This window comes from Collimonas humicola (genome assembly GCF_018304945.1).
In the GTDB taxonomy this organism is placed as follows: Bacteria; Pseudomonadota; Gammaproteobacteria; order Burkholderiales; family Burkholderiaceae_D; genus Collimonas; species Collimonas humicola.
Genome location: NZ_JAGQEE010000009.1, coordinates 64978 through 84807, shown reverse-complemented (window position 1 = coordinate 84807; position 19830 = coordinate 64978). Strand labels below are relative to the sequence as shown.

Sequence of the window (19830 nt, the reverse complement as noted above, 5' to 3'; positions counted from 1 at the left end):
ATTTCTGTGTGGATTTCTGATGATATCGCTGCTACCCGAGGCTAAACCTGTTTAGTAGCGGCAAATGAAAGTAATTGATGGGCCGGATGGATATGCCTGGATAGATCGGAGGAAATGGAAAACCCGGCGGACAACACCTTGATATCCGCCCGCGCTCGCCGCAATTCCTCGATCTCGGGGAAAAATACTTCTGTCACCAGCATGATGCCGGTCTTGCGCCGGAAAGCCGAACGCCTGGCCCACAGCGGGTATGCGAAAGCGTCGACGCCGCTGGCGGCGCACATGCGCCGCACCAGCGGATGGCCGCCATACAGGCGCGCATACTGCAACCGTCCGCGCGCCACCAGAGGATCGCCGAACAGGGTCGAGCCAAGTGAGCGCTCACCCAGGCTGCCGAAGAACGGCCATTCGGTGGTAGTCGCATCCAGCGCCAGCACCGTGTGGCCCAGCACCATGGGACGGCCGTCGCAACGCAGCAGCACATCGCGTTCCTGCACCTGCTGGCGGCGCGGCAAGCCGATCGCCTGCCACTCCTCGGCCAGCGGCAGCGCCCGCTGCTGGCGCAGGCGCTGCACCCGGAACTGCTGGCAGTGCGCCATCAGCTTGTAGGTCAGCGAGACGCGGTCAGTGAGCCAGTCGCGCATGGCGACGGACGGCGCTACGCCGTTGGCGTGGTCATGCCATTTGGCCTGGGTACGGGCATGCATCATCGGTTGCTCGATTCCGCCTCTATGCCGCAGAAAGCCAGCACTTCATCGGCGTAGTCGGCAAATTCGCTGATGCCGTGATCGCTGCCCTGGATCACTATTTGCCGGGCTTGCGGATAGTGGCCGACCATCTCGCGCCAGTCCAGCACTTCGTCGCCGGTGGCGGCGATCAGGAAATAGCGTTCTGGCTTGCTGATGACGTCAACCTGCAGGGCCTGCAATTCCGCCATGTATTCGCGCTTGAACTCAAACGGGTCGTCGGAGTGATATTGGGTGCTGACGCCGACATATTTCTCCAGGTCGCGCGGCGGCTTGACGGCTGGATTCAGCAGCACCGCGCTGCAGCCGCTCTGCTGCGCCAGCCAGGTGGCGTAGTAGCCGCCCAGCGAGGAGCCGATCAGCGTCAGCTGGGCCGGGTCGACCTCGCGCACCAGATCCTGCGCCAGGGCGATCGCAGCCGCGGGCGAGGCCGGCAGCTGCGGACACTGGTACTCATCGGCCCGACCCAGCAGCCGCATGCGTTCGGCCAGCAAGCGTGCCTTGAACGATTGCGGCGAAGAACGGAAACCGTGCAGATACAGGATCATTGGGCAGCCAGCGCCGTCAGCAGTTTCTGGTGGACGCCGCCGAAGCCGCCGTTGCTCATCACCAGCACCTGGTCGCCCGGCTGGGCAGCCTTGACGATCGCCGCCACCAACGGCTCCAGCTCGCTGTAAGTACTTGCTTTGCTGCCAAGCGGCTGCAGCGCTTCGGCCAGGTTCCAGTCGAGGGCGTCCTTGCCGCCGCCCTTGGCGCCGTAGCCGAACACCAGGTCGGCCTCGCCCAGGCTGCCCGGCAATGCATCTTTCATGGCCCCCAGCTTCATCGTATTGGAACGCGGCTCCAGCACCGCCAGGATGCGCGCCTTGCCGACTTTCTTGCGCAAACCGGCGACCGTGGTGGCGATCGCGGTCGGATGGTGGGCAAAATCGTCGTACACGGAAATATCCCTCACGACGCCGCGCAACTCCATGCGCCGCTTGACATTCTCGAAGCGCGCCAGGGCGGCGATTGCCTGCGCCGGCGGCACACCGACATGGCGCGCCGCGGCAATCGCCGCCAGTGCGTTCATGCGGTTATGCTCGCCGCTCAGCTCCCATTGCACGCAGCCTTGCAGCTCGCCATTGAAGCGCACCTCGAAATGGCCGTTGTCCAGCGTCGCCAGCGACCAGCCTTGCTCCCCGTCGCCGCCGAACAATTCCTTTTCGCTCCAGCAGCCGCGCTCCAGCACCCGCTGCAAGGCAGGTTCACGGGCATTCACCAGCAGGCGGCCGACGCCAGGCACGGTGCGCACCAGATGGTGGAACTGGGTTTCTATGGCTGCCAGGTTGGGGAAAATATCGGCGTGATCGTATTCCAGGTTGTTCAGGATGGCCGTCTTGGCGTGGTAATGGACAAATTTGCTGCGCTTGTCGAAGAATGCCGTGTCGTACTCATCCGCCTCAATTACAAAGAATGGGGATGCTGCGGTGTGAGCGCCAACCTCGGCCTTGCCCGACAGGCGCGCCGAAATCCCGAAATTCATCGGTACGCCGCCGATCAGGAAGCCCGGATCGTAGCCGGCGTCTTCCAGGATCCAGGCCAGCATGGCCGATGTCGTGGTCTTGCCATGTGTGCCGGCCACTGCCAGCACCCATTTGTCGCGCAGGATATGCTCACCGATCCATTGCGGCCCGGAAATATAAGGCAGACCGCGGTTCAGGATTTCTTCCATCAGCGGATTGCCGCGCACCACCACGTTGCCGATCACATACAGATCCGGCTGCAAGCCGATCTGCTCGATGCCAAAACCCTGGATCAGGTCGATTCCCTGCGCCTCGAGCTGGGTGCTCATCGGCGGGTACACATTGGCATCGCAACCGGTGACTTTATGTCCTGCCTGTTTAGCCAAGACCGCCAAACCGCCCATAAAGGTGCCGCAGATGCCAAGGATATGAATGTGCATTCTTGAGTTTCACTATTCTGAAAAGAGGGAATACCGTGATTTTACCTGAGCGGCCGCTGCCGCCGTTAGCAGCGTGTTAAAAAGTGGGATCGCAGATTTGCGCGGTTCGCCTGCATGCACCTGCCGGAGCACCCGGCGCCCGGCAGGAGTAGCTACTATTAATAGGGGCTTAATAGGAGTTTGCACATTGAGATATCATGACGGTCATGGCATCCAATCTTTCCCCTGAACTAGAACAGCTGCGCGCAGAAATCGCGGCGGCGGCGGCACGCATGATCGCCGAGGACGGCGCCGACTATGGAACCGCAAAACGCAAGGCGCTGGAACTGTGCGTCGGCAGCAATCGCGGCCGTAGCGGCAGTTTCATGCCAGATAACGCCCAGATCGAAGACGAAGTACGTTTATACAACGAACTGTTCTTCGCCGACACGCAGCCGGCCCGGCTCTTGCACCTGCGCCGGCTGGCGGCGGAAATCATGGGCGAACTGGCGCAATTCAAGCCTTACCTGACCGGCGCGGCCCTGAATGGGACTGCCGGGGAACACTCCGATATTTACCTGCACTTGTTCGTAGATAGTCCGAAAGACGTAGAAATTTTTCTTTTTAACAAGAATGTGCAATTCGAACTGTCGTCCAGCCCCTCCCTTAAAAGCGGGGGTAATAACGATCCAGTGGAAACTGTGAGTTTCATGTATAAGAAAGAGGGTATCCATCTCACCCTATATGAAACTGACGATTTGCGCGGTAGTATCAGGGCCGCGTCCGGCAAACGGGCTGAACGCGCCGATCTGAACGCGGTGCTGGCGCTGATCAACAAAGAAGAAAATTAATGAAAAGAAATATTTTGATATTTGTGCCGATTGCGCTCTTATTTTGCGCGATCGGCGTGTATTTCGGCATACAGCGCAATACCCCGACCGCCCCGGAGAACGCTGCCGTGGCCGCGCTGTTTGCCCAGGAAATACCGGACGCCGGCGGCAAAGCCAGCTCCCTCGCGCAATGGAAAGGCAAACCGCTGATCGTCAATTTCTGGGCGACCTGGTGCGCACCCTGCGTGGAGGAAATGCCAGAACTGAATGCCTTGCAGGGCGAGATTGCAGCGAAAAATGTTCAAATTATCGGGATCGGCGTCGATTCTGCTGATAACATCGCGAAATTCGCCGAGAAATACAAAATCTCTTACCCTCTGTATGTGGCCGGCACCGGCGCCACCGCACTGCTGCGGCAGTTCGGCAACCAGTCCGGTGGCCTGCCCTTTACGGTCCTGATCGGACGCGATGGCGGGGTGAAGAAGATGTATCTTGGCAGCATTAAATTCGATGAGCTGCGGAAAGATTTATCCCTGCTGTAAGTGAGAAGCTTACCCAAAAAAACAATTAACAATGCCGCGCTGAAATTTCACAGAAACAAATTTTCCCTTGCCAGTCAGCGTCATTTGACGGCAAAATGCGCCATCGTCGTCAAACGGAGCATCATCTCCATGGCAAAAAATATACTTCTACTCAACGGACCCAACCTGAACCTGCTGGGAACAAGAGAGCCAGAAGTCTACGGTTCAACTTCGCTGAGCGACGTTGAACAAGCAGCTAGGGTCCAGGCTACCGCCGCTGGCGCCCGACTTGTGCACTTTCAGAGCAATCACGAAGGTGCACTGATAGACCGCATCCATGCGGCCAAGGTAGAAGGCATCGACGCTATTGTCATCAATCCCGGCGGGCTGACGCATACCAGCGTGGCCTTGCGCGATGCGCTGAGCGGCGTGGCGATTCGTTTTGTCGAAGTCCACATCTCGAATATCCACCAACGGGAAGCATTCCGGCATCACTCTTATTTATCCGATGTCGCTGTCGGTGTCATTTGCGGCCTGGGCGTGGATGGCTATCGCGCCGCAATTGATTTTGCCATTAAGAAACTCTAGTTGACCGCATTACAGTAAACTGACTGACGTCTTTGCAAAATCACTGCAACTGCGTTGATCTGCATGTTAAAAAACGAAAAATAGCTTTTCATAATTTATATATTCTGAAGGATTGCACATGGATTTGAGAAAACTCAAAACGCTGATCGACCTGGTCGCGGAGTCAGACATCGAAGAACTTGAAGTCACGGAAGGCGAAAGCAAGGTCCGTATCGTCAAGTCGTCTGCATCCCAGCAAAACCAAGTTGTCATGATGCAACCGCAACAGCAGCAGCACCCTGCACAGTATCAGGTCGCCGCACCTGCGCCCGTCGCGGTGGCAGCTCCGGTGGAAGCCGTAGCGGCCGTACCGGAAGGCCATATTGTCAAATCGCCTATGGTCGGCACCTTCTACCGCTCGTCGGCTCCCGGCTCGCCGGCATTCGTCGAAGTCGGTTCGGAAATCAAGGAAGGCGGCACCCTGTGCATTATCGAAGCCATGAAACTGCTGAATGAGATCGAAGCCGACGCTTCCGGCGTGGTCAAGAAGATCCTGGTTGAAAACGGCCAGCCGGTCGAATTCGGCCAGCCGTTGTTCATCATTGGATAATCCGGCAACCCCGAGTCATCCACAGTAAGTTACACGTAATCTGCACGGCGGCATCCGCTTCATCGGGGTTTCGCCGTTCTGGTTGCCAGCGCAGGGGCATCTGCCGCACTAGTCATCCGACGCTACGCGAGCCCCGCACCGGCAACCCAAAGTTTGATAACGCTGGACCCATAGCGACACATACCACCTATGTTTGAAAAAATCCTTATCGCCAATCGCGGCGAAATCGCCTTGCGCATCCAACGCGCCTGCCGTGAAATGGGCATCAAGACCGTGATGGTCCATTCCGAGGCTGACCGTGACGCCAAATATGTAAAACTGGCGGATGAATCGGTCTGTATCGGCCCGGCGCCGTCCAGCCTGAGCTACCTCAACATGCCGGCCATCATCAGCGCCGCTGAAGTGACCGACGCCGAAGCGATCCATCCCGGCTACGGCTTCTTGTCGGAAAACGCCGATTTTGCTGAACGCGTGGAGCAATCCGGCTTTGTCTTCATCGGCCCGCGGCCGGCGAACATCCGCCTGATGGGCGATAAAGTATCCGCCAAGCAAGCCATGATACGCGCCGGCGTGCCCTGCGTTCCCGGTTCGGAAGGCGCATTGCCGGACGACCCCAAGGAAATCGTCAAGATCGCCCGCAAGATCGGCTATCCGGTCATCATCAAGGCGGCCGGCGGCGGCGGCGGACGCGGCATGCGCGTGGTGCATACCGAGGCGGCCCTGGCCAATGCGGTCACCATGACCAAGACCGAAGCCGGCGCCGCTTTCGGCAATCCTGAAGTGTATATGGAGAAGTACCTGGAAAATCCGCGCCACGTGGAAATCCAGATCCTGGCCGACCAGTTCAAGAACGCCGTCTGGCTGGGCGAGCGCGACTGCTCGATGCAGCGCCGCCACCAGAAGGTGATCGAGGAAGCGCCGGCACCAGGCATCCCCCGCAAGATCATCGAGAAAATCGGCGACCGTTGCGCCGAAGCCTGCCGCAAGATGGACTACCGCGGCGCCGGCACGTTTGAGTTCCTGTATGAAAACGGCGAGTTCTATTTCATCGAAATGAACACCCGCGTCCAGGTGGAGCATCCGATCACCGAAATGATCACCGGCATCGACATCGTGCAGGAACAGATCCGCATCGCCGCCGGCGAAAAGCTGCGCTTCCGCCAGCGCGACATCCAGCTCACCGGCCACGCCATTGAATGCCGTATCAACGCTGAAGATCCGTTCAAGTTCACGCCATCGCCAGGCAAAATCCTGTCGTGGCATGCACCTGGCGGCCCCGGCATCCGTGTCGATTCGCACGCTTACGCCGGCTATTTCGTGCCGCCGCATTATGATTCGATGGTCGGCAAGGTCATTTCCTACGGCGCCAGCCGCGAACAGGCTATCAAACGGATGCAGATTGCGCTGTCGGAAATGGTGGTCGAAGGAATCCAGACCAACATCCAGCTGCACCGCGAACTGATGATCGATGCCCGCTTTATCGAAGGCGGCACCAACATCCATTATCTGGAGCACAAACTGGCCGAACGGCCGGTGGTGGCCAAGGAAACAGATAAAGCAGTAAAGAAATAAGGATTTTTCACCGCAGGCAATCCGGGCGGTGAAAAATCCATCACGCACTGTAAGGCATCTGATGAGCTGGACCGAAATTGTTATTGAAGTAGCACTGAGCGACGCCGAGACCCTGTCGGACGCGTTGATGGAAGCTGGCGCCCTGTCGGTCTCGGTCGAAGATGCCGACCTCGGCACGCCCGACGAGCAGCCCTTGTTCGGCGAACCCGGCATGGAGCCGAAAGAAGCGGCCTGGCAGCGCAGCCGCGTAGTGGCCCTGGCCGAGGTCGACGCCGACCATGCCGCCATCGTCAGCAACGCCGCCGCAGCCTGCGGCGTAGCGGTGCCGCCCTACTCTCTGCGTCCGGTGGCGGCGCAGGATTGGGTGCGCCTGACGCAATCGCAATTCGACCCTATCCATATCGGCAAGAACATCTGGGTAGTGCCAAGCTGGCACGATGCGCCCGACGCCAACGGACTGATCCTGGAGCTCGATCCCGGTCTCGCCTTCGGCACCGGCAGCCACCCGACCACCCGTTTGTGCATGGAGTGGCTGGAAACGAATATACCCAAGCTGCCGCCGCACAAGCCGCAAACGGTGCTGGACTACGGCTGCGGCTCCGGCATCCTGGCCATGGTCGCCAAGAAGCTCGGCGCCGCCACCGTGATCGGCGTCGACATCGACCCGCACGCCATCGATGCCGCGCGCTACAACAGCGAACGCAACCATTGCGAGGTCGCCTATTATCTGCCGGAAGATTTCAGCAGCCAGCAGGCTGCGCCGCAGGTCTACGACGTCGTGGTCGCCAACATTCTCTCCGGTCCGCTCAAGCTGATGGCGCCGATGCTGTGCAGCCGGGTTGCGGCCGGCGGCAGCCTGACGCTGTCGGGCGTGCTGGCCGAACAGGCCAACGACGTCATCGCCGCCTATGCGCAATGGCTGCCGCTGACGGTGTGGGCCGAGCAGGACGGCTGGGTCGCGCTGTCCGGCACCCGCAACGCTCGTCACTAAGCCGCACGCCATGGCGCTCGCGACCCAATGTCCGCATTGTCAAACCACCTTCCGGGTCGCCAATGACCAGCTGAAGCTGCGCGGCGGCCTGGTCCGCTGCGGCAGCTGCCGCGAAGTATTCAACGGCATCGAACACCTGGTGCGGCCGGAACTGGCTGCCCCCGTGGCAGCGCCGGACGCAGCATCTTCTCCAGAGCCGGAGCAAGCCGCAATTGCGCCAGCGGCCGCCGCGGCAGTCGCCGCCCAGCCCCCCGTCAGTCAGGCAGCAGTACAAACCCCGCAAGTCGTCAGCGAACCGGCTGCACCGGTTTACATGGAGCCTTTCGCTCCTGAACCAGCACCTGAGCCAGCGCCGGAACCGCGGCAGGAAACCAGCGCGGCGATTGCCATAGCGGCCGCTCATCCGCCGCCGGCCGCAAGCATCGCTGCGCCGGCCAGCGTCCCTGAAACGAAAACAGCTAGCCCGAGCAGCACCCGGGTCGAAGCCGCTATCGACGGCCTCGAAGAAGACCTGCGCATCGCCGAAGAGACCAGCCAGTCCGCTCCTGCCGACGTCCATCACACGCCGTTCGGCCTGATCAAACCGTCCGCCAGCGAAACCGGCGAGGAAAGTGCCGACGCGCCTGCGCCCAACGTCTGGCATCGCCATGCCGACGACGAGCCGGAAGAACAGATGGCGCGCATGACCTTGATGCATGTGGCCGGACAGGACGACTATACGCTGGCAGCCAAGGAAAAAAATGGCGGGACAGCGGCCAGCCAGGACGACGACGAACTCGACCGCATCATTGACGAGCTGCAGCGCAAGCCATGGCGTGGCGAAAAGAATGCCGCCGCATCGGCGTCTGGCGCCGCCGACGGTGCGGAAAGCAGCGGCAAGAAAAAAAATCGAGAGAAGGCGGTTGAAGCGGAAGAACCCCTGGCCGAGGAACCCGATTTCGTGCTCAGCGCGCGCCGCCAGCAACGCATCGGCGGCACCCTGCGCGGCGCCATGTGGGGCATCAGCGCGCTGCTGTTGGTGGGCCTGGCCGGCCAGGCTACCTATTTTTTCCGCGACCAGCTCGCCGCCCGCATGCCGCAACTGAAGCCGGCGCTGATCAGCGCCTGCGGAAAAATCGGCTGCAGCGTCGGCCTGCCGATGAAGATCGACAGCATTTCGTTTGAAGCCAATGAATTGCAGGCACTCGACCCGGCACGCAACCTGTTTTCGCTGAACCTGCTGCTGCGCAACCACAGCGACACCGTGCAAGCCTGGCCCAATATCGAGCTGACCCTCAACGATGCCAACGAAAAGCCTATCGCGCGGCGCGTGTTTGCGCCGCATGACTACCTGAATCCATCGGCCAATCTGGCGCAGGGCTTTGCCAGCGACCAGGAACAGCCGGTCAAGGTAACCTTTGAGCTGTTGCAGCTCAAGGCTTCCGGTTATCGTGTATACCTGTTTTATCCTTAATATTTGCGCGGGCTAACGCGCCAACCAGCAAGCTTCCTATTTAATATGACCTCTCTCATCTGCGGTTCATTGGCTTTCGACGTCATCATGCAATATCCGGGAAAATTCTCGGATGCGCTGCTGGCAGACCAGCTGCACAAAATCAGCGTCTCCTTCCTGGTGCCGACCATGCGCCGCGAATACGGCGGCTGCGCCGGCAATATCGCCTATAACCTCAAGCTGCTGGGCGGCTCGCCGCAAATCATGGCGACCATCGGCCACGATGGCGGCGACTATCTGCAGCGGCTGGATCGGCAAGGCATTACACGTAAATCGATACGCACCATCGAATCGATCTACACCGCGCAATGCTTCATCACGACCGACGCCGACAACAACCAGATCAACGCCTTCCACCCTGGCGCGATGACCTATTCGCACGAAAACAAAGTGGCTGACGCGGGTCCGGTGAAGCTGGCGATCGTCGCTCCGGACGGCCGCGACGGTATGCTGCAGCACTCGGAAGACTGCGTGGCGCAAGGCATTCCGCTGATCTTCGATCCGGGCCAGGGCATGCCGATGTTCAACGGCGACGAGCTGAAGCATTTCATCGAACTCGCCACCTATATCGCGATGAATGACTATGAAGCGGAGATGCTGGCTGCGCGCACTGGCCTGACGCTGGCGCAAATCGCCGAGCGCGTTTCAGCGCTGGTCGTCACGCGCGGCGAACTCGGGGCCGAGATCTATACCGACGGTAAAAAGATCGACATCCCTTGCGTCCAGGCTGAACGGATCCTGGATCCGACCGGCTGCGGCGACGCCTTCCGCGCCGGCATGCTGTACGGTCTCAGCAACGGCATGGACTGGGCCACTACCGGCCGCCTGTCGAGCTTGTTGGGCAGCATTAAGATTGCCCATCAGGGACCGCAAAACCATGCGCCCAGCCGTGCAGAAATCGATGAGCAGTTCCACCGGGTATTTGGTTACCGTTTGTAAAAGTAGCACATGATTTACCATGCCCCGCCGATATACTAGGCGGGGTATGTGAAAAAATTAACCAATCCAGCCTCTGTTTTACCTTCAATCGATACATACTCCCCTGTTCAGCCATTCTGGCGTGATACATGGCGCGCTTCCCACCCTGAACTTATCTGCTACCCTTAAATCGAACCTGCATTGGTTGCATGGACGGAGGGCATCATGAAAAAATTACTATTGGTAAGTGCGGCACTGGGAGCCAGCCTGCTGCTCGGCGGCTGCGTTGCCGTGCCTTATGGCGGCAATGGGTACTACGGCGGCGATTATTACGGCGGCGGCTATTACGCACCGGCGCCGGTGTATGTCGCACCTAGCGTCGATATCGGCTTCGGCTACTACCGAGGCTGGGGCGGTCGCGGCTGGGGCGGCCACGGTTGGGGCGGCAGAGGCTGGCGCTAATAGCAGCAACAGCCTGGAAGCTGTATTACTCGCTCGACATTCAAGATTGAACATGTGATTGGACAACTCTTGCAACTCGCAGCATGATGGTGCTTATCTTTAACCAGGAGTCACCATGAAACGACTGATTGCCACTCTATTGATCTGTAGTTCAGTTGCAGCACCGGCCTTTGCCGCCCTCAAGGCCGGTGACCGGGCGCCCGCATTCACCACCCAGGCTTCGCTGGGCGGCCAAGTGTTCAGCTACTCCCTGGCCGACGAGTTGAAAAAAGGGCCGGTAGTGCTCTATTTTTATCCTGCGGCATTCACTAAAGGCTGCACCATCGAAGCCCATATGTTTGCCGAGGCCGTCGACAAATACAAGGCGCTGGGCGCCAGCGTGATCGGTGTTTCCGCCGACAACATCGACACCCTCAACAAGTTTTCAGTGAGCGAATGCCGCAGCAAATTTGCGGTGGCCGCGGACACCGATCAAAAAATCATGAAATCCTATGACTCGGTGCTGCTTTCCAAAACCAGCTATGCCGACCGGGTTTCCTATGTGATCGCGCCGAACGGCAGCATCATCTATGAATACAGCAGCATGGACCCGGACAAGCATGTTGCCAATACCTTGCAGGCGCTGGAACAGTGGACTGCAAAACAGAAGAAATAATGACTTCGCCATAAAAAAAAAGCGCGCCGATAACAGCGCGCTTTTTTCATGGCCGTGACCCGTCCTGATCTGCCGTCAACCGGCCACCTTACGCCGGTGACCCTCAAGGTTCGGCAGGAACATCGCCAGCAAGCCGATCAGCGGCAGGAACGAACAGACCTGATAGACGAAGCTAATGCTCGTCATGTCGGCCAGTTTGCCGAGCGCTGCGGCGCCTATGCCGCCCATGCCGAAGGCAAAGCCGAAGAACAGGCCGGATACGGTACCGACCTTGCCCGGCACAAGTTCCTGGGCGAACACCAGGATCGCCGAGAAGGCCGACGCCAGGATCACGCCGATGACCACGGTCAGGACGCCGGTCCAGAACAGATTGGCATAGGGCAGCATCAGGGTGAACGGCGCCACGCCCAGGATCGACACCCATATCACCAGCTTGCGGCCGACCTTGTCGCCGATCGGACCGCCCAGCACGGTGCCGGCCGCCACCGCAAACAGGAATACGAACAGATGCAGCTGCGCCGCCTGCACCGGCAGCTGGAATTTATCGATCAGGTAAAACGTGAAGTAGCTGCTGAGGCTGGCCATGTAGAAATACTTCGAGAAAATCAGCAACAGCAGGATCCCGATCGAGAATATGACCTTCTTGCGCGGCAGCGCCACGTAGTGATGCTGCGCCTTGGCCGGCTTGCCCTTGGCTTCCAGGCGCTTGCGCTTGTACCAGTTGCCGATCTGCCGCAGCACCAGGATCGCCAGCAATGCCGCGCCGGAAAACCAGGCGATGCTGCCCTGGCCGTGCGGAATCACTACCCACGCCGCCAGCAAAGGCCCCATCGAGCTGCCGGCATTGCCGCCGACCTGGAAGATCGACTGCGCCAGGCCATGGCGGCCGCCCGAGGCCATGCGCGCCACGCGCGATGATTCAGGATGAAAGATGGAAGAGCCCGTACCCACCAGCGCCGCCGCCAGCAGCAGGATGCCGTAGCTCGGCGCGACCGACAGCAGCAGCAGCCCGACCAGCGTAAAGCCCATGCCCAGCGCCAGCGAATACGGTTTCGGATGCTTGTCGGTGTACAACCCCACCAGCGGCTGCAGGATCGATGCCGTGATCTGGTAAGTCAGGGTGATCAGGCCGATCTGCGCGAAGCTGAGATTGAAGTTCCCTTTCAGCAGCGGATAGATCGACAGGATCAGCGACTGGATCATGTCGTTGAGGAAGTGGGCGAAACTGATGGCGCCGAGTACGCGGAAACCGGTTTTCTCGGCATCCTGCGACCCTAGCGCGGGGGAAATCTGCTTGGCAACGGTTTGCATGGCGATGAACTGAATAGTTGGGAAGAGGCGCAAACAAAAAGGACAACAAAGCGGCCAGGCTGCAGCCGGACTACTGCTTATCATTCGCAAGACTGAAGTGTAAGCAAAAAGCGGAAGACTGTTTTAAGATAGGAAGACATAATTTGTCGCATTTCCGCCAATTTCATCTATCCCCATGCCAGCGAACATCCTGACCCACACCACGATAGGCTTGCTCGATGTAGTACCCGACGCCCGCCACCCGGTGCGCCTGCGCGCCCGTGACCTCGGCGCTGCCAAGCTGCTGCCTGCCCACTCCCACCCCTGGGGCCAGGTCACCTACGCGCCCGAGGGCGTGCTGCGCGTCACGGTCGGCAACAGCACCTGGATTGTGCCGCCGCTGCGAGCGATCTGGATTCCGCCGCAACTGGTGCATGAAATCGCCACCATAGAAAAATCGCAATTGCGCGCTTTGTACATCCACGCTGACGCCAACCCGTTTGCCGGCCAGGAATGCATCGTGCTGGAAGTCTCGACCCTGTTGCGCGAACTGATCGCCGCCCTGACCGAAGCCGACGTCGACAGCGTGCGCGAATCGCTGCTGGCGCAGTTGATCCTGGATGAACTGATGGCGGCCAGGACGCCGGGCATCCGGGTCGCCTTGCCTACCGAAAAACGCTTGCAGGCCATCTGCCAGGCCTTGATCGAAGCACCCGACTCCGGCATGACGCTGGCCGCCTGGGCGGACCAGGCCGGCGCTTCGGAAAGGACGCTGGCGCGCCTGTTCGAGAAGGATCTCGGCATGACCTTCGGCCAGTGGCGGCAGCAGGTGCGGCTGGCGCATGCTGCGCCGATGATCGCGCGCGGCATGCCGCTGTCGCTGGTCGCGGCCGAACTCGGCTATGCCAGCCAGTCGGCGTTTTCCGCCATGTTCAAGAAGACCTTCGGCCAGTCGCCGTCGACTTTCTTTGCGCCAAAAAAAGCAGGGCCTGCCGCTTAATCACACTACGCGAACTGCTGCAGCCGCGCGCGCAAGACTCGGCTTGCCTTGGTCATCGGCGCATGCAGCTCGTCGCTGAATGAGGAGCGTTCAGAGTCCGTTCAGAGGTGCGGGGGAGTTTGCCTGCGGGATAATTTGCCGAGAGCCAGCCGTTCCGTCGCCCATCTGACGGAACAGCGCGCTCCGGTCAGATGAGCTGCTGTTTTTTTGCTTTGACAACGCGGCACAGTGCCGCTGCGCTGGTGGCGGCAGCCTGGCATGTGGATGGAAAATTCTGCGCTGCCATTGTTAATGACTGTAATCTGAGACTGGCTTATTGCGGAACAGTGTCTTTGAACGACTGTCTTTCGGACAGTTTCTCGAACAGCTTGGCCAGGGTCGGATAGTCTTCGCGCCAGTTGATTTCCGGAAAGCGGAAGCTGAGCCAGCCCAGCGCGCAGCCCACCGCCACGTCAGCCAGCGAATAATGCGTGCCCGAGCAAAACGGCTTTTCCGCCAGGCCGGCAGACATGGCTTTGAGGCCGGCGTCGATCTTGCGCTGCTGGCGGTCGATCCATGCCTGGCTGCGCAATTCCTCCGGCCGTTGCGTGCCTTCCAGGCGAATCAGCACACCGGCTTCCAGCACGCCGTCGGCCAGCGCCTCCCAGCATTTGACTTCGGAACGCTCGCGACTGTTGATCGGGATCAGCTTGCCGACTGGCGTCAGGGTATCGAGATACTCGACGATCACGTGCGAATCAAACATGGCGCCGCCATCTTCCATCACCAGGCAAGGCACCTTGCCCAGCGGGTTGGAAGCCTGGATCTTGGTATCAGGCGCCCACACGTCCTCCAGCACAAAGTCGTAATCAAGCTTCTTCTCCGCCATCACGACACGGACTTTGCGAACAAAAGGACTACCCAGGGAACCGATCAGCTTCATATGTCACTTATGGTAAAAAATGTTGGCTGATTATAGCATTCGACATTGGCGACTTTGTTCATTGCCAACCGGGCCCGTGCGCAAAGCGGCATATTTACCACGGTGCAAATGGTAAAATTCGGTTTTGCTTGTTTTTGCCCGGCCTTGTTTCATTTTGCATTATGAAAACTATCGCCGCGCCAGCCTTATCTTGATCCACCCGTCATCCACTTCTATAGCCGTCACTATCATGTCTCTTACCACGCTTTCCGCCCTGTCCCCGCTGGATGGCCGCTACGCTGCCAAAACCGACAAGTTGCGCCCGATCCTGTCCGAGGCCGGCTTCATGCACCACCGGGTCAAGGTTGAAATTGCCTGGCTGCAAGCATTATCCAATGCCGGCTTTGCCGAAATCAAGCCCTTCTCGGCCAGCGCCGGCGCCCTGCTCGACAAACTGGCAAGCGATTTCAGCGAAGCCGATGCGGAGCGCATCAAGGCCATCGAAGCCGTCACCAACCACGACGTCAAGGCCGTGGAATACTGGCTCAAGGAACAGGTCAAGGACGTGCCTGAACTGGTGGCAGCGTCGGAATTCATCCACTTCGCCTGCACCTCGGAAGACATCAACAACACCTCGCACGGCATGATGCTGAAAGCGGCGCGCGATACCGTATTGTTGCCTGCCTTGCAGCAGCTGATCGCCAAGCTGACCGAACTGGCCCATGCCAACGCCGAACTGCCGATGATGTCGCGCACCCACGGCCAGCCTGCCAGCCCGACTACGCTCGGCAAGGAAATCGCCAACGTCGTGGCGCGCCTGCAACGCGCGGTCAAGCGTATCGGCGCAGTGGAAATCCTGGGCAAGATGAATGGCGCAGTCGGCAACTACAATGCCCACCTGTCTGCCTACCCGGATTTCGACTGGGAGAATTTCTCCAAGGATGTGATCGAGCAGCGCCTGGGCCTGACATTCAATCCCTACACCATCCAGATCGAGCCGCATGACTACATGGCCGAGCTGTTCGACGCCATCAGCCGCAGCAATACCATCCTGCTCGACTTGAACCGCGACATCTGGGGCTATATCTCGCTGGGTTATTTCAAGCAGCGCACCAAGGCCGGCGAAATCGGTTCGTCGACCATGCCGCACAAGGTCAACCCGATCGACTTTGAAAACTCCGAAGGCAACCTGGGCATGGCCAACGCCGTGCTCAAGCACATGTCGGAAAAGCTGCCGCTGTCGCGCTGGCAGCGCGACCTGACCGATTCCACCGTGCTGCGCAATATCGGCGTCGGCCTCGGTTACGCGATCCTGGCTTACGACAGCTGCCTGCGCGGCCTGAACAAGCTGGAAGTGAATCCGGCGCGCCTGGGCGAAGACCTGGACGCAACCTGGGAAGTCCTGGCTGAGCCGGTGCAGACCGTGATGCGCCGCTACGGCATCGAGAATCCCTACGAGCAGCTGAAAGAACTGACCCGCGGCAAGGGCATTTCCAAGGATGCGCTGCGCGAGTTCATCCTCAAGCTGGAAATCCCGCAGGAAGCCAAGGATCATCTGCTGGCGATGACACCGTCCAACTACATCGGACATGCCGCGCTGCTGGCGAAGAAGATCTGAGTCTCTTCTGAGTCGGAAATAAAAATGGCTGCCAGTCCGGCAGCCATTTTTCTCCACAAAAAAACCAGCCCGCAGGCTGGTTTTCTTATTACTGCGGACGCTTAGACCACCGCGCCGTCAACATCATCCTTTTCCTTGATCGGCTTGATCATGTCTTCCCGCTTGACGCCCAGCCACATGGCTACCGCTGCCGCCACGAACACCGAAGAGTAGATACCGAACAGAATACCGATGGTCAGCGCCAGTGCAAAATAGTGCAGCGCCGGACCGCCGAACACGAACATCGACAACACCATGATTTCAGTGCTGCCGTGGGTGATGATGGTGCGTGAAATGGTGCTGGTGATCGCATGGTTCATGACATCGGCCACCGCCAGCTTGCCGAAGCGGCGGTCGCGGAAAGTTTCACGCACGCGGTCGAACACCACCACCGATTCATTCACGGAGTAGCCCAGCACCGCCAGGATCGCCGCCAGCACCGTCAGCGAGAATTCCCACTGGAAGAAGGCGAAGAAGCCGAGAATGATCACCACGTCGTGCAAGTTGGCGATAATCGCCGCTACCGCGTACTTCCATTCGAAGCGGATGGCCAGGTAGATCATGATGCCGATCACCACGAACAGCAGCGCCATCAAGCCGTCGTGCGCCAGCTCGTCGCCCACCTGCGGACCGACGAACTCGGTGCGTTTCAGGGTCACGTCGGCGTCCTGCTTTTGCAAGGCAGTCAGCACCGTGGCGCTTTGCGCAGCCGAGTCTTCACCTTTCTTGGCCGGCAAGCGGATCATGACGTCTTGCGCTGTGCCGAAGTTGGTCACCTGATTATCGGTATAGCCGAGGCCTTCGACCGTCTTGCGGATGCTCTCGATATTGGCCGGCTTGGAATAGGCGACCTCGATCACCGTACCGCCGGTAAACTCGATCGACAGATGCAGGCCTTTCGAGAACAGGAAGAATACGGCGAATACAAACGTCAGCGCCGAAATTGCATTGAATATCAATGCATGGCGCATGAACGGAATATCTTTTTTGATACGGAAAAGTTCCATCACATTCCTTTTGGTTCACACCACTGGTTCTTGCTGTGCCGGCGCGCTGATGAAGCGCGCCGGCAGCGTTATTGAATATCTATCGCGGTCCTGATTCGGGACTGCAGTTCAAGCGGTCGGCTTCCAGATCTGGCCGATCGACAAGCTGGTCAGTTTCTTCTTGCGGCCGTACCACAAATTGGCGAAACCGCGCGAGACGAACACCGCCGAGAAAATCGAAGTCAGGATACCCAGGCAGTGCACGACGGCAAAGCCGCGGATCGCGCCGGAACCGAAAATCAGCAATGCCAGGCCGGCGATCAGGGTGGTGACGTTGGAGTCCAGGATGGTGGCCCAGGCGCGGTCGAAACCGATCGAGATCGCAGCCTGCGGCGAATTGCCGTTACGCAGTTCTTCGCGGATACGTTCGTTCACCAGCACGTTGGCGTCAATCGCAATACCCAGGGTCAGCGCAATCGCGGCGATACCTGGCAAGGTCAGGGTGGCCTGCAGAGTCGACAGTACGGCGATCAGCAGCAGCAGGTTGACCGACAAGGCCAGCACGCTGAAGAAACCGAACAGCATGTAATAGATGATCATGAACGCGGCGATCACGGCAAAACCGTACATGGTCGAGTCAAAACCCTTTTTGATGTTCTCGGCGCCCAGTTGCGGGCCGATGGTGCGTTCTTCGATGATGGTCATCGGCGCTGCCAGGGAACCGGCGCGCAGCAACAGCGCCAGGTCGGCCGCCGCTTCCGTCGAGCCCATGCCGGTGATCTGGAAGCGCGAACCGAGCTCGCTCTGGATCGTCGCCACGGTCAGGACTTCGCCCTTGCCTTTTTCAAACAGCACGATCGCCATTGCCTTGCCGACCTTGCCGCGGGTAGCGTCGCGCATCTTGCGGCCGCCGTCGCCGTTGAGGTCGAGGCTGACTGAAGGCTGCTGGTTCTGGTCATAGCTGACGGCGGCGCTGGAAATATAGTCGCCGGTCAGGACCGGGTCCTTGTACAGCACTACCGGCGCATTCTTGCCGACCTTGAACAGTTCGGAGCCGAACGGAATGGCGGCAGTCGCTTCGGTGCCGCGCGTGACCGATTCGTCCACCATGCGCACTTCCAGCGTCGCGGTACGGCCGATGATGTCCTTGGCGCGCGAAACGTCCTGCACCCCAGGCATCTGCACCACGATGCGGTCCGCGCCCTGGCGCTGGATGATCGGTTCGCTCACGCCCAGCTCATTGACCCGCTTCGACAGCGTGGTGATGTTTTGGGTAACGCCGTTGTCGACGATCTGCTTGAGCGCTTCCGGTTTCAGCGATGCGGTCAGCATCGGATCGGAACCGGCAACCGGAGGCGCTATCTGGATCGACATTTCCGTCAGTTGCGGCGTCAGGATATTGCGCGCCTTGTTGAGCGTATCCTGGTCGCGGAAACTGATTTCGATGGTGTCGCCATTGCGGTTGATGCCGCTGTAGCGGATATCCTTGTCGCGCAATTCGCTGCGGACGCTGGCTTGCAGACCCTGCAGGCGCTTGTTGATGACCGCCTTGGTGTCGACCTGCATCAGGAAGTGCACGCCGCCGCGCAAGTCCAGGCCCAGGTACATCGGGAACGCATGGATGGCTTGCAGCCAGTGCGGCGTATTCGGCACCAGGTTGAAGGCGACCACGTAGACCGGATCGGTCGGGTCGGTATTGAGGCTCTGTTCCAGCAGTGCCTTGGCCTTGAACTGGGTGTCGGTATCGTGGAAACGGGCGCGTACCGTGCCTTGGGCGCCGGCGTTCTCAAACGTGACGCTGTCCGTCGACAAATTGCCTTGCTGCAGCACTTGCGACACCCGATCGGCCAGCGAACTGTCGACCTTGAGGGTCGATTTGCCGCTGCTGACCTGTACCGCCGGCGATTCGCCAAAAAGATTCGGTATGGTGTACAGCACGCCGAACAGCAGCGCGATGACGATCAGAATATATTTCCAGAGAGGATAGCGATTCATATTGATTCAGCGTTCTGTGTGAGTCTCAGAGGGAGTCTCTTGCTTGCATGGTTGATGCAGCCGATGCCCTACGGCGATGTCTTGTAGCATTGCGCCGCCAGGCTCTTTTTTATTCCGGACTATACATTTGAAGAGAGCACCCATCCGGATGCTCTCGTTCCATCAGTCAGGCGCCTGCTTACAGTGCCGTCTTGATCGTGCCCTTTGGCAGCAATGTAGTAACCGAACCCTTTTGCACCACGACTTCAGTGCCGCTGGCGATTTCCAGGGTGACGTAACCGTCGGCAACCTTGGTGATCTTGCCCAGCATGCCGCCGGCCGTCACTACTTCATCGCCCTTGCCCAGGGCATCCATCATGGCTTTCTGTTCTTTCTGACGCTTCATTTGCGGACGAATCATCAGGAAGTACAGCACCACGAACATCAGGATGATCGGCAAAAAGCTGGTCAGGTTGCCGCTCAGGCCGAATGGGCCGGCAGCGGCGGTAGCCGCAGGTGCAGTTTGCGCGTAAGCGCTGGAAATAATTGACACGAGTTGCTCCAGGTAATAGTTTGAAAATAGCCCAGCATTCTAGCATTGGGTAACGGCATGCAACCGTCGAGTGTAGTGTTGCGCACATAATCACACTTAATAAACGGCGTCTTTTCACGCCATGCGTCGTTGCAAATCCTCGCGATAGCCCACTATCGCTCCGGTTTGCGTCTAGCCTGGC

General features: G+C 59.3%; 20 protein-coding genes. 12 read left to right on the top strand and 8 right to left on the bottom strand.

The genetic code is table 11. From position 1 onward, the window contains the following. Positions 1–41: 41 nt before the first annotated feature. From KHU30_RS22420 to mpl, 3 genes are read right to left on the bottom strand one after another with little or no spacing between them, the layout of a single operon-like run. Entirely contained in the window at positions 42–710 is a 669-nt protein-coding gene (locus KHU30_RS22420) for a chorismate--pyruvate lyase family protein (protein WP_230411218.1), read from the bottom strand. Beyond that, entirely contained in the window at positions 707–1294 is a 588-nt protein-coding gene (locus tag KHU30_RS22415) for a YqiA/YcfP family alpha/beta fold hydrolase (protein WP_211444828.1), read from the bottom strand. Before KHU30_RS22415 ends, KHU30_RS22420 begins: the two co-directional genes overlap by 4 nt. Next, positions 1291–2691 (bottom strand): UDP-N-acetylmuramate:L-alanyl-gamma-D-glutamyl-meso-diaminopimelate ligase, encoded by a 1401-nt coding sequence (gene mpl, locus KHU30_RS22410; RefSeq protein ID WP_211444827.1) that lies wholly within the window; start codon positions 2689–2691, stop codon positions 1291–1293. The genes KHU30_RS22415 and mpl overlap by 4 nt, the downstream gene beginning before the upstream one ends. Positions 2692–2888: 197 nt before the next feature. On the opposite strand from mpl, the gene KHU30_RS22405 reads away from it, so the two are divergent. The 10 genes from KHU30_RS22405 to KHU30_RS22360 all read left to right on the top strand — a co-directional run bounded on the left by KHU30_RS22405 (position 2889) and on the right by KHU30_RS22360 (position 11288). Continuing rightward, positions 2889–3521 carry a hypothetical protein gene (locus KHU30_RS22405; protein WP_211444826.1) on the top strand — a complete coding sequence of 211 codons (633 nt, stop codon included), beginning with the start codon at positions 2889–2891 and terminating at the stop codon, positions 3519–3521. Continuing rightward, on the top strand, positions 3521–4042 hold the full coding sequence (locus KHU30_RS22400; protein WP_211444825.1) for a TlpA family protein disulfide reductase: 522 nt from the start codon (positions 3521–3523) through the stop codon (positions 4040–4042). The genes KHU30_RS22405 and KHU30_RS22400 overlap by 1 nt, the downstream gene beginning before the upstream one ends. 129 nt (positions 4043–4171) lie before the next feature. Continuing rightward, positions 4172–4609, top strand: a complete 438-nt coding sequence (gene aroQ / locus KHU30_RS22395; RefSeq protein WP_211444893.1) for a type II 3-dehydroquinate dehydratase — start codon at positions 4172–4174, stop codon at positions 4607–4609. Between the two features lie 118 nt (positions 4610–4727). Further along, complete coding sequence (accB, locus tag KHU30_RS22390; protein ID WP_211444824.1) at positions 4728–5198, top strand: acetyl-CoA carboxylase biotin carboxyl carrier protein; 471 nt, start codon at positions 4728–4730, stop codon at positions 5196–5198. A gap of 189 nt (positions 5199–5387) precedes the next feature. Then, positions 5388–6770, top strand: a complete 1383-nt coding sequence (gene accC / locus KHU30_RS22385) for an acetyl-CoA carboxylase biotin carboxylase subunit (RefSeq protein ID WP_211444823.1) — start codon at positions 5388–5390, stop codon at positions 6768–6770. A gap of 61 nt (positions 6771–6831) precedes the next feature. Continuing rightward, on the top strand, positions 6832–7761 hold the full coding sequence (gene prmA, locus KHU30_RS22380; RefSeq protein ID WP_211444822.1) for a 50S ribosomal protein L11 methyltransferase: 930 nt from the start codon (positions 6832–6834) through the stop codon (positions 7759–7761). A gap of 10 nt (positions 7762–7771) precedes the next feature. Beyond that, positions 7772–9214, top strand: a complete 1443-nt coding sequence (locus KHU30_RS25430; RefSeq protein ID WP_211444821.1) for a DUF3426 domain-containing protein — start codon at positions 7772–7774, stop codon at positions 9212–9214. 45 nt (positions 9215–9259) lie between these two features. After that, positions 9260–10192 carry a carbohydrate kinase family protein gene (locus tag KHU30_RS22370; RefSeq protein WP_211444820.1) on the top strand — a complete coding sequence of 311 codons (933 nt, stop codon included), beginning with the start codon at positions 9260–9262 and terminating at the stop codon, positions 10190–10192. Between the two features lie 204 nt (positions 10193–10396). Continuing rightward, positions 10397–10633 carry a hypothetical protein gene (locus KHU30_RS22365; RefSeq protein WP_211444819.1) on the top strand — a complete coding sequence of 79 codons (237 nt, stop codon included), beginning with the start codon at positions 10397–10399 and terminating at the stop codon, positions 10631–10633. Between the two features lie 115 nt (positions 10634–10748). After that, positions 10749–11288, top strand: a complete 540-nt coding sequence (locus tag KHU30_RS22360; RefSeq protein ID WP_211444818.1) for a peroxiredoxin — start codon at positions 10749–10751, stop codon at positions 11286–11288. 75 nt (positions 11289–11363) lie between these two features. Here the strand turns inward: KHU30_RS22360 and KHU30_RS22355 are convergent, their stop codons facing one another. Beyond that, a complete protein-coding gene (locus KHU30_RS22355) occupies positions 11364–12599 on the bottom strand; it encodes an MFS transporter (RefSeq protein ID WP_211444817.1) in 1236 nt (411 codons plus the stop codon). Between the two features lie 175 nt (positions 12600–12774). Between KHU30_RS22355 and KHU30_RS22350 the strand changes: the two genes are divergently transcribed. Beyond that, positions 12775–13578, top strand: a complete 804-nt coding sequence (locus KHU30_RS22350; protein ID WP_211444816.1) for an AraC family transcriptional regulator — start codon at positions 12775–12777, stop codon at positions 13576–13578. 313 nt (positions 13579–13891) lie between these two features. Here KHU30_RS22350 and KHU30_RS22345 read toward each other — a convergent pair whose 3' ends face one another. Beyond that, on the bottom strand, positions 13892–14500 hold the full coding sequence (locus tag KHU30_RS22345) for a glutathione S-transferase C-terminal domain-containing protein (RefSeq protein ID WP_211444815.1): 609 nt from the start codon (positions 14498–14500) through the stop codon (positions 13892–13894). Positions 14501–14729: 229 nt separating this feature from the next. On the opposite strand from KHU30_RS22345, the gene purB reads away from it, so the two are divergent. After that, positions 14730–16097, top strand: a complete 1368-nt coding sequence (gene purB, locus KHU30_RS22340; protein WP_211444814.1) for an adenylosuccinate lyase — start codon at positions 14730–14732, stop codon at positions 16095–16097. Positions 16098–16198: 101 nt separating this feature from the next. Here purB and secF read toward each other — a convergent pair whose 3' ends face one another. The 3 genes from secF to yajC form a co-directional block, all read right to left on the bottom strand. Continuing rightward, positions 16199–17143 (bottom strand): protein translocase subunit SecF, encoded by a 945-nt coding sequence (gene secF, locus KHU30_RS22335; RefSeq protein ID WP_098495474.1) that lies wholly within the window; start codon positions 17141–17143, stop codon positions 16199–16201. 108 nt (positions 17144–17251) lie between these two features. Further along, positions 17252–19117: a protein translocase subunit SecD gene (secD, locus tag KHU30_RS22330; RefSeq protein ID WP_211444813.1), complete on the bottom strand. Its 1866-nt coding sequence runs from the start codon at positions 19115–19117 to the stop codon at positions 17252–17254. Between the two features lie 178 nt (positions 19118–19295). Next, positions 19296–19649, bottom strand: a complete 354-nt coding sequence (yajC, locus tag KHU30_RS22325) for a preprotein translocase subunit YajC (RefSeq protein WP_211444812.1) — start codon at positions 19647–19649, stop codon at positions 19296–19298. Positions 19650–19830 lie beyond the last annotated feature (181 nt).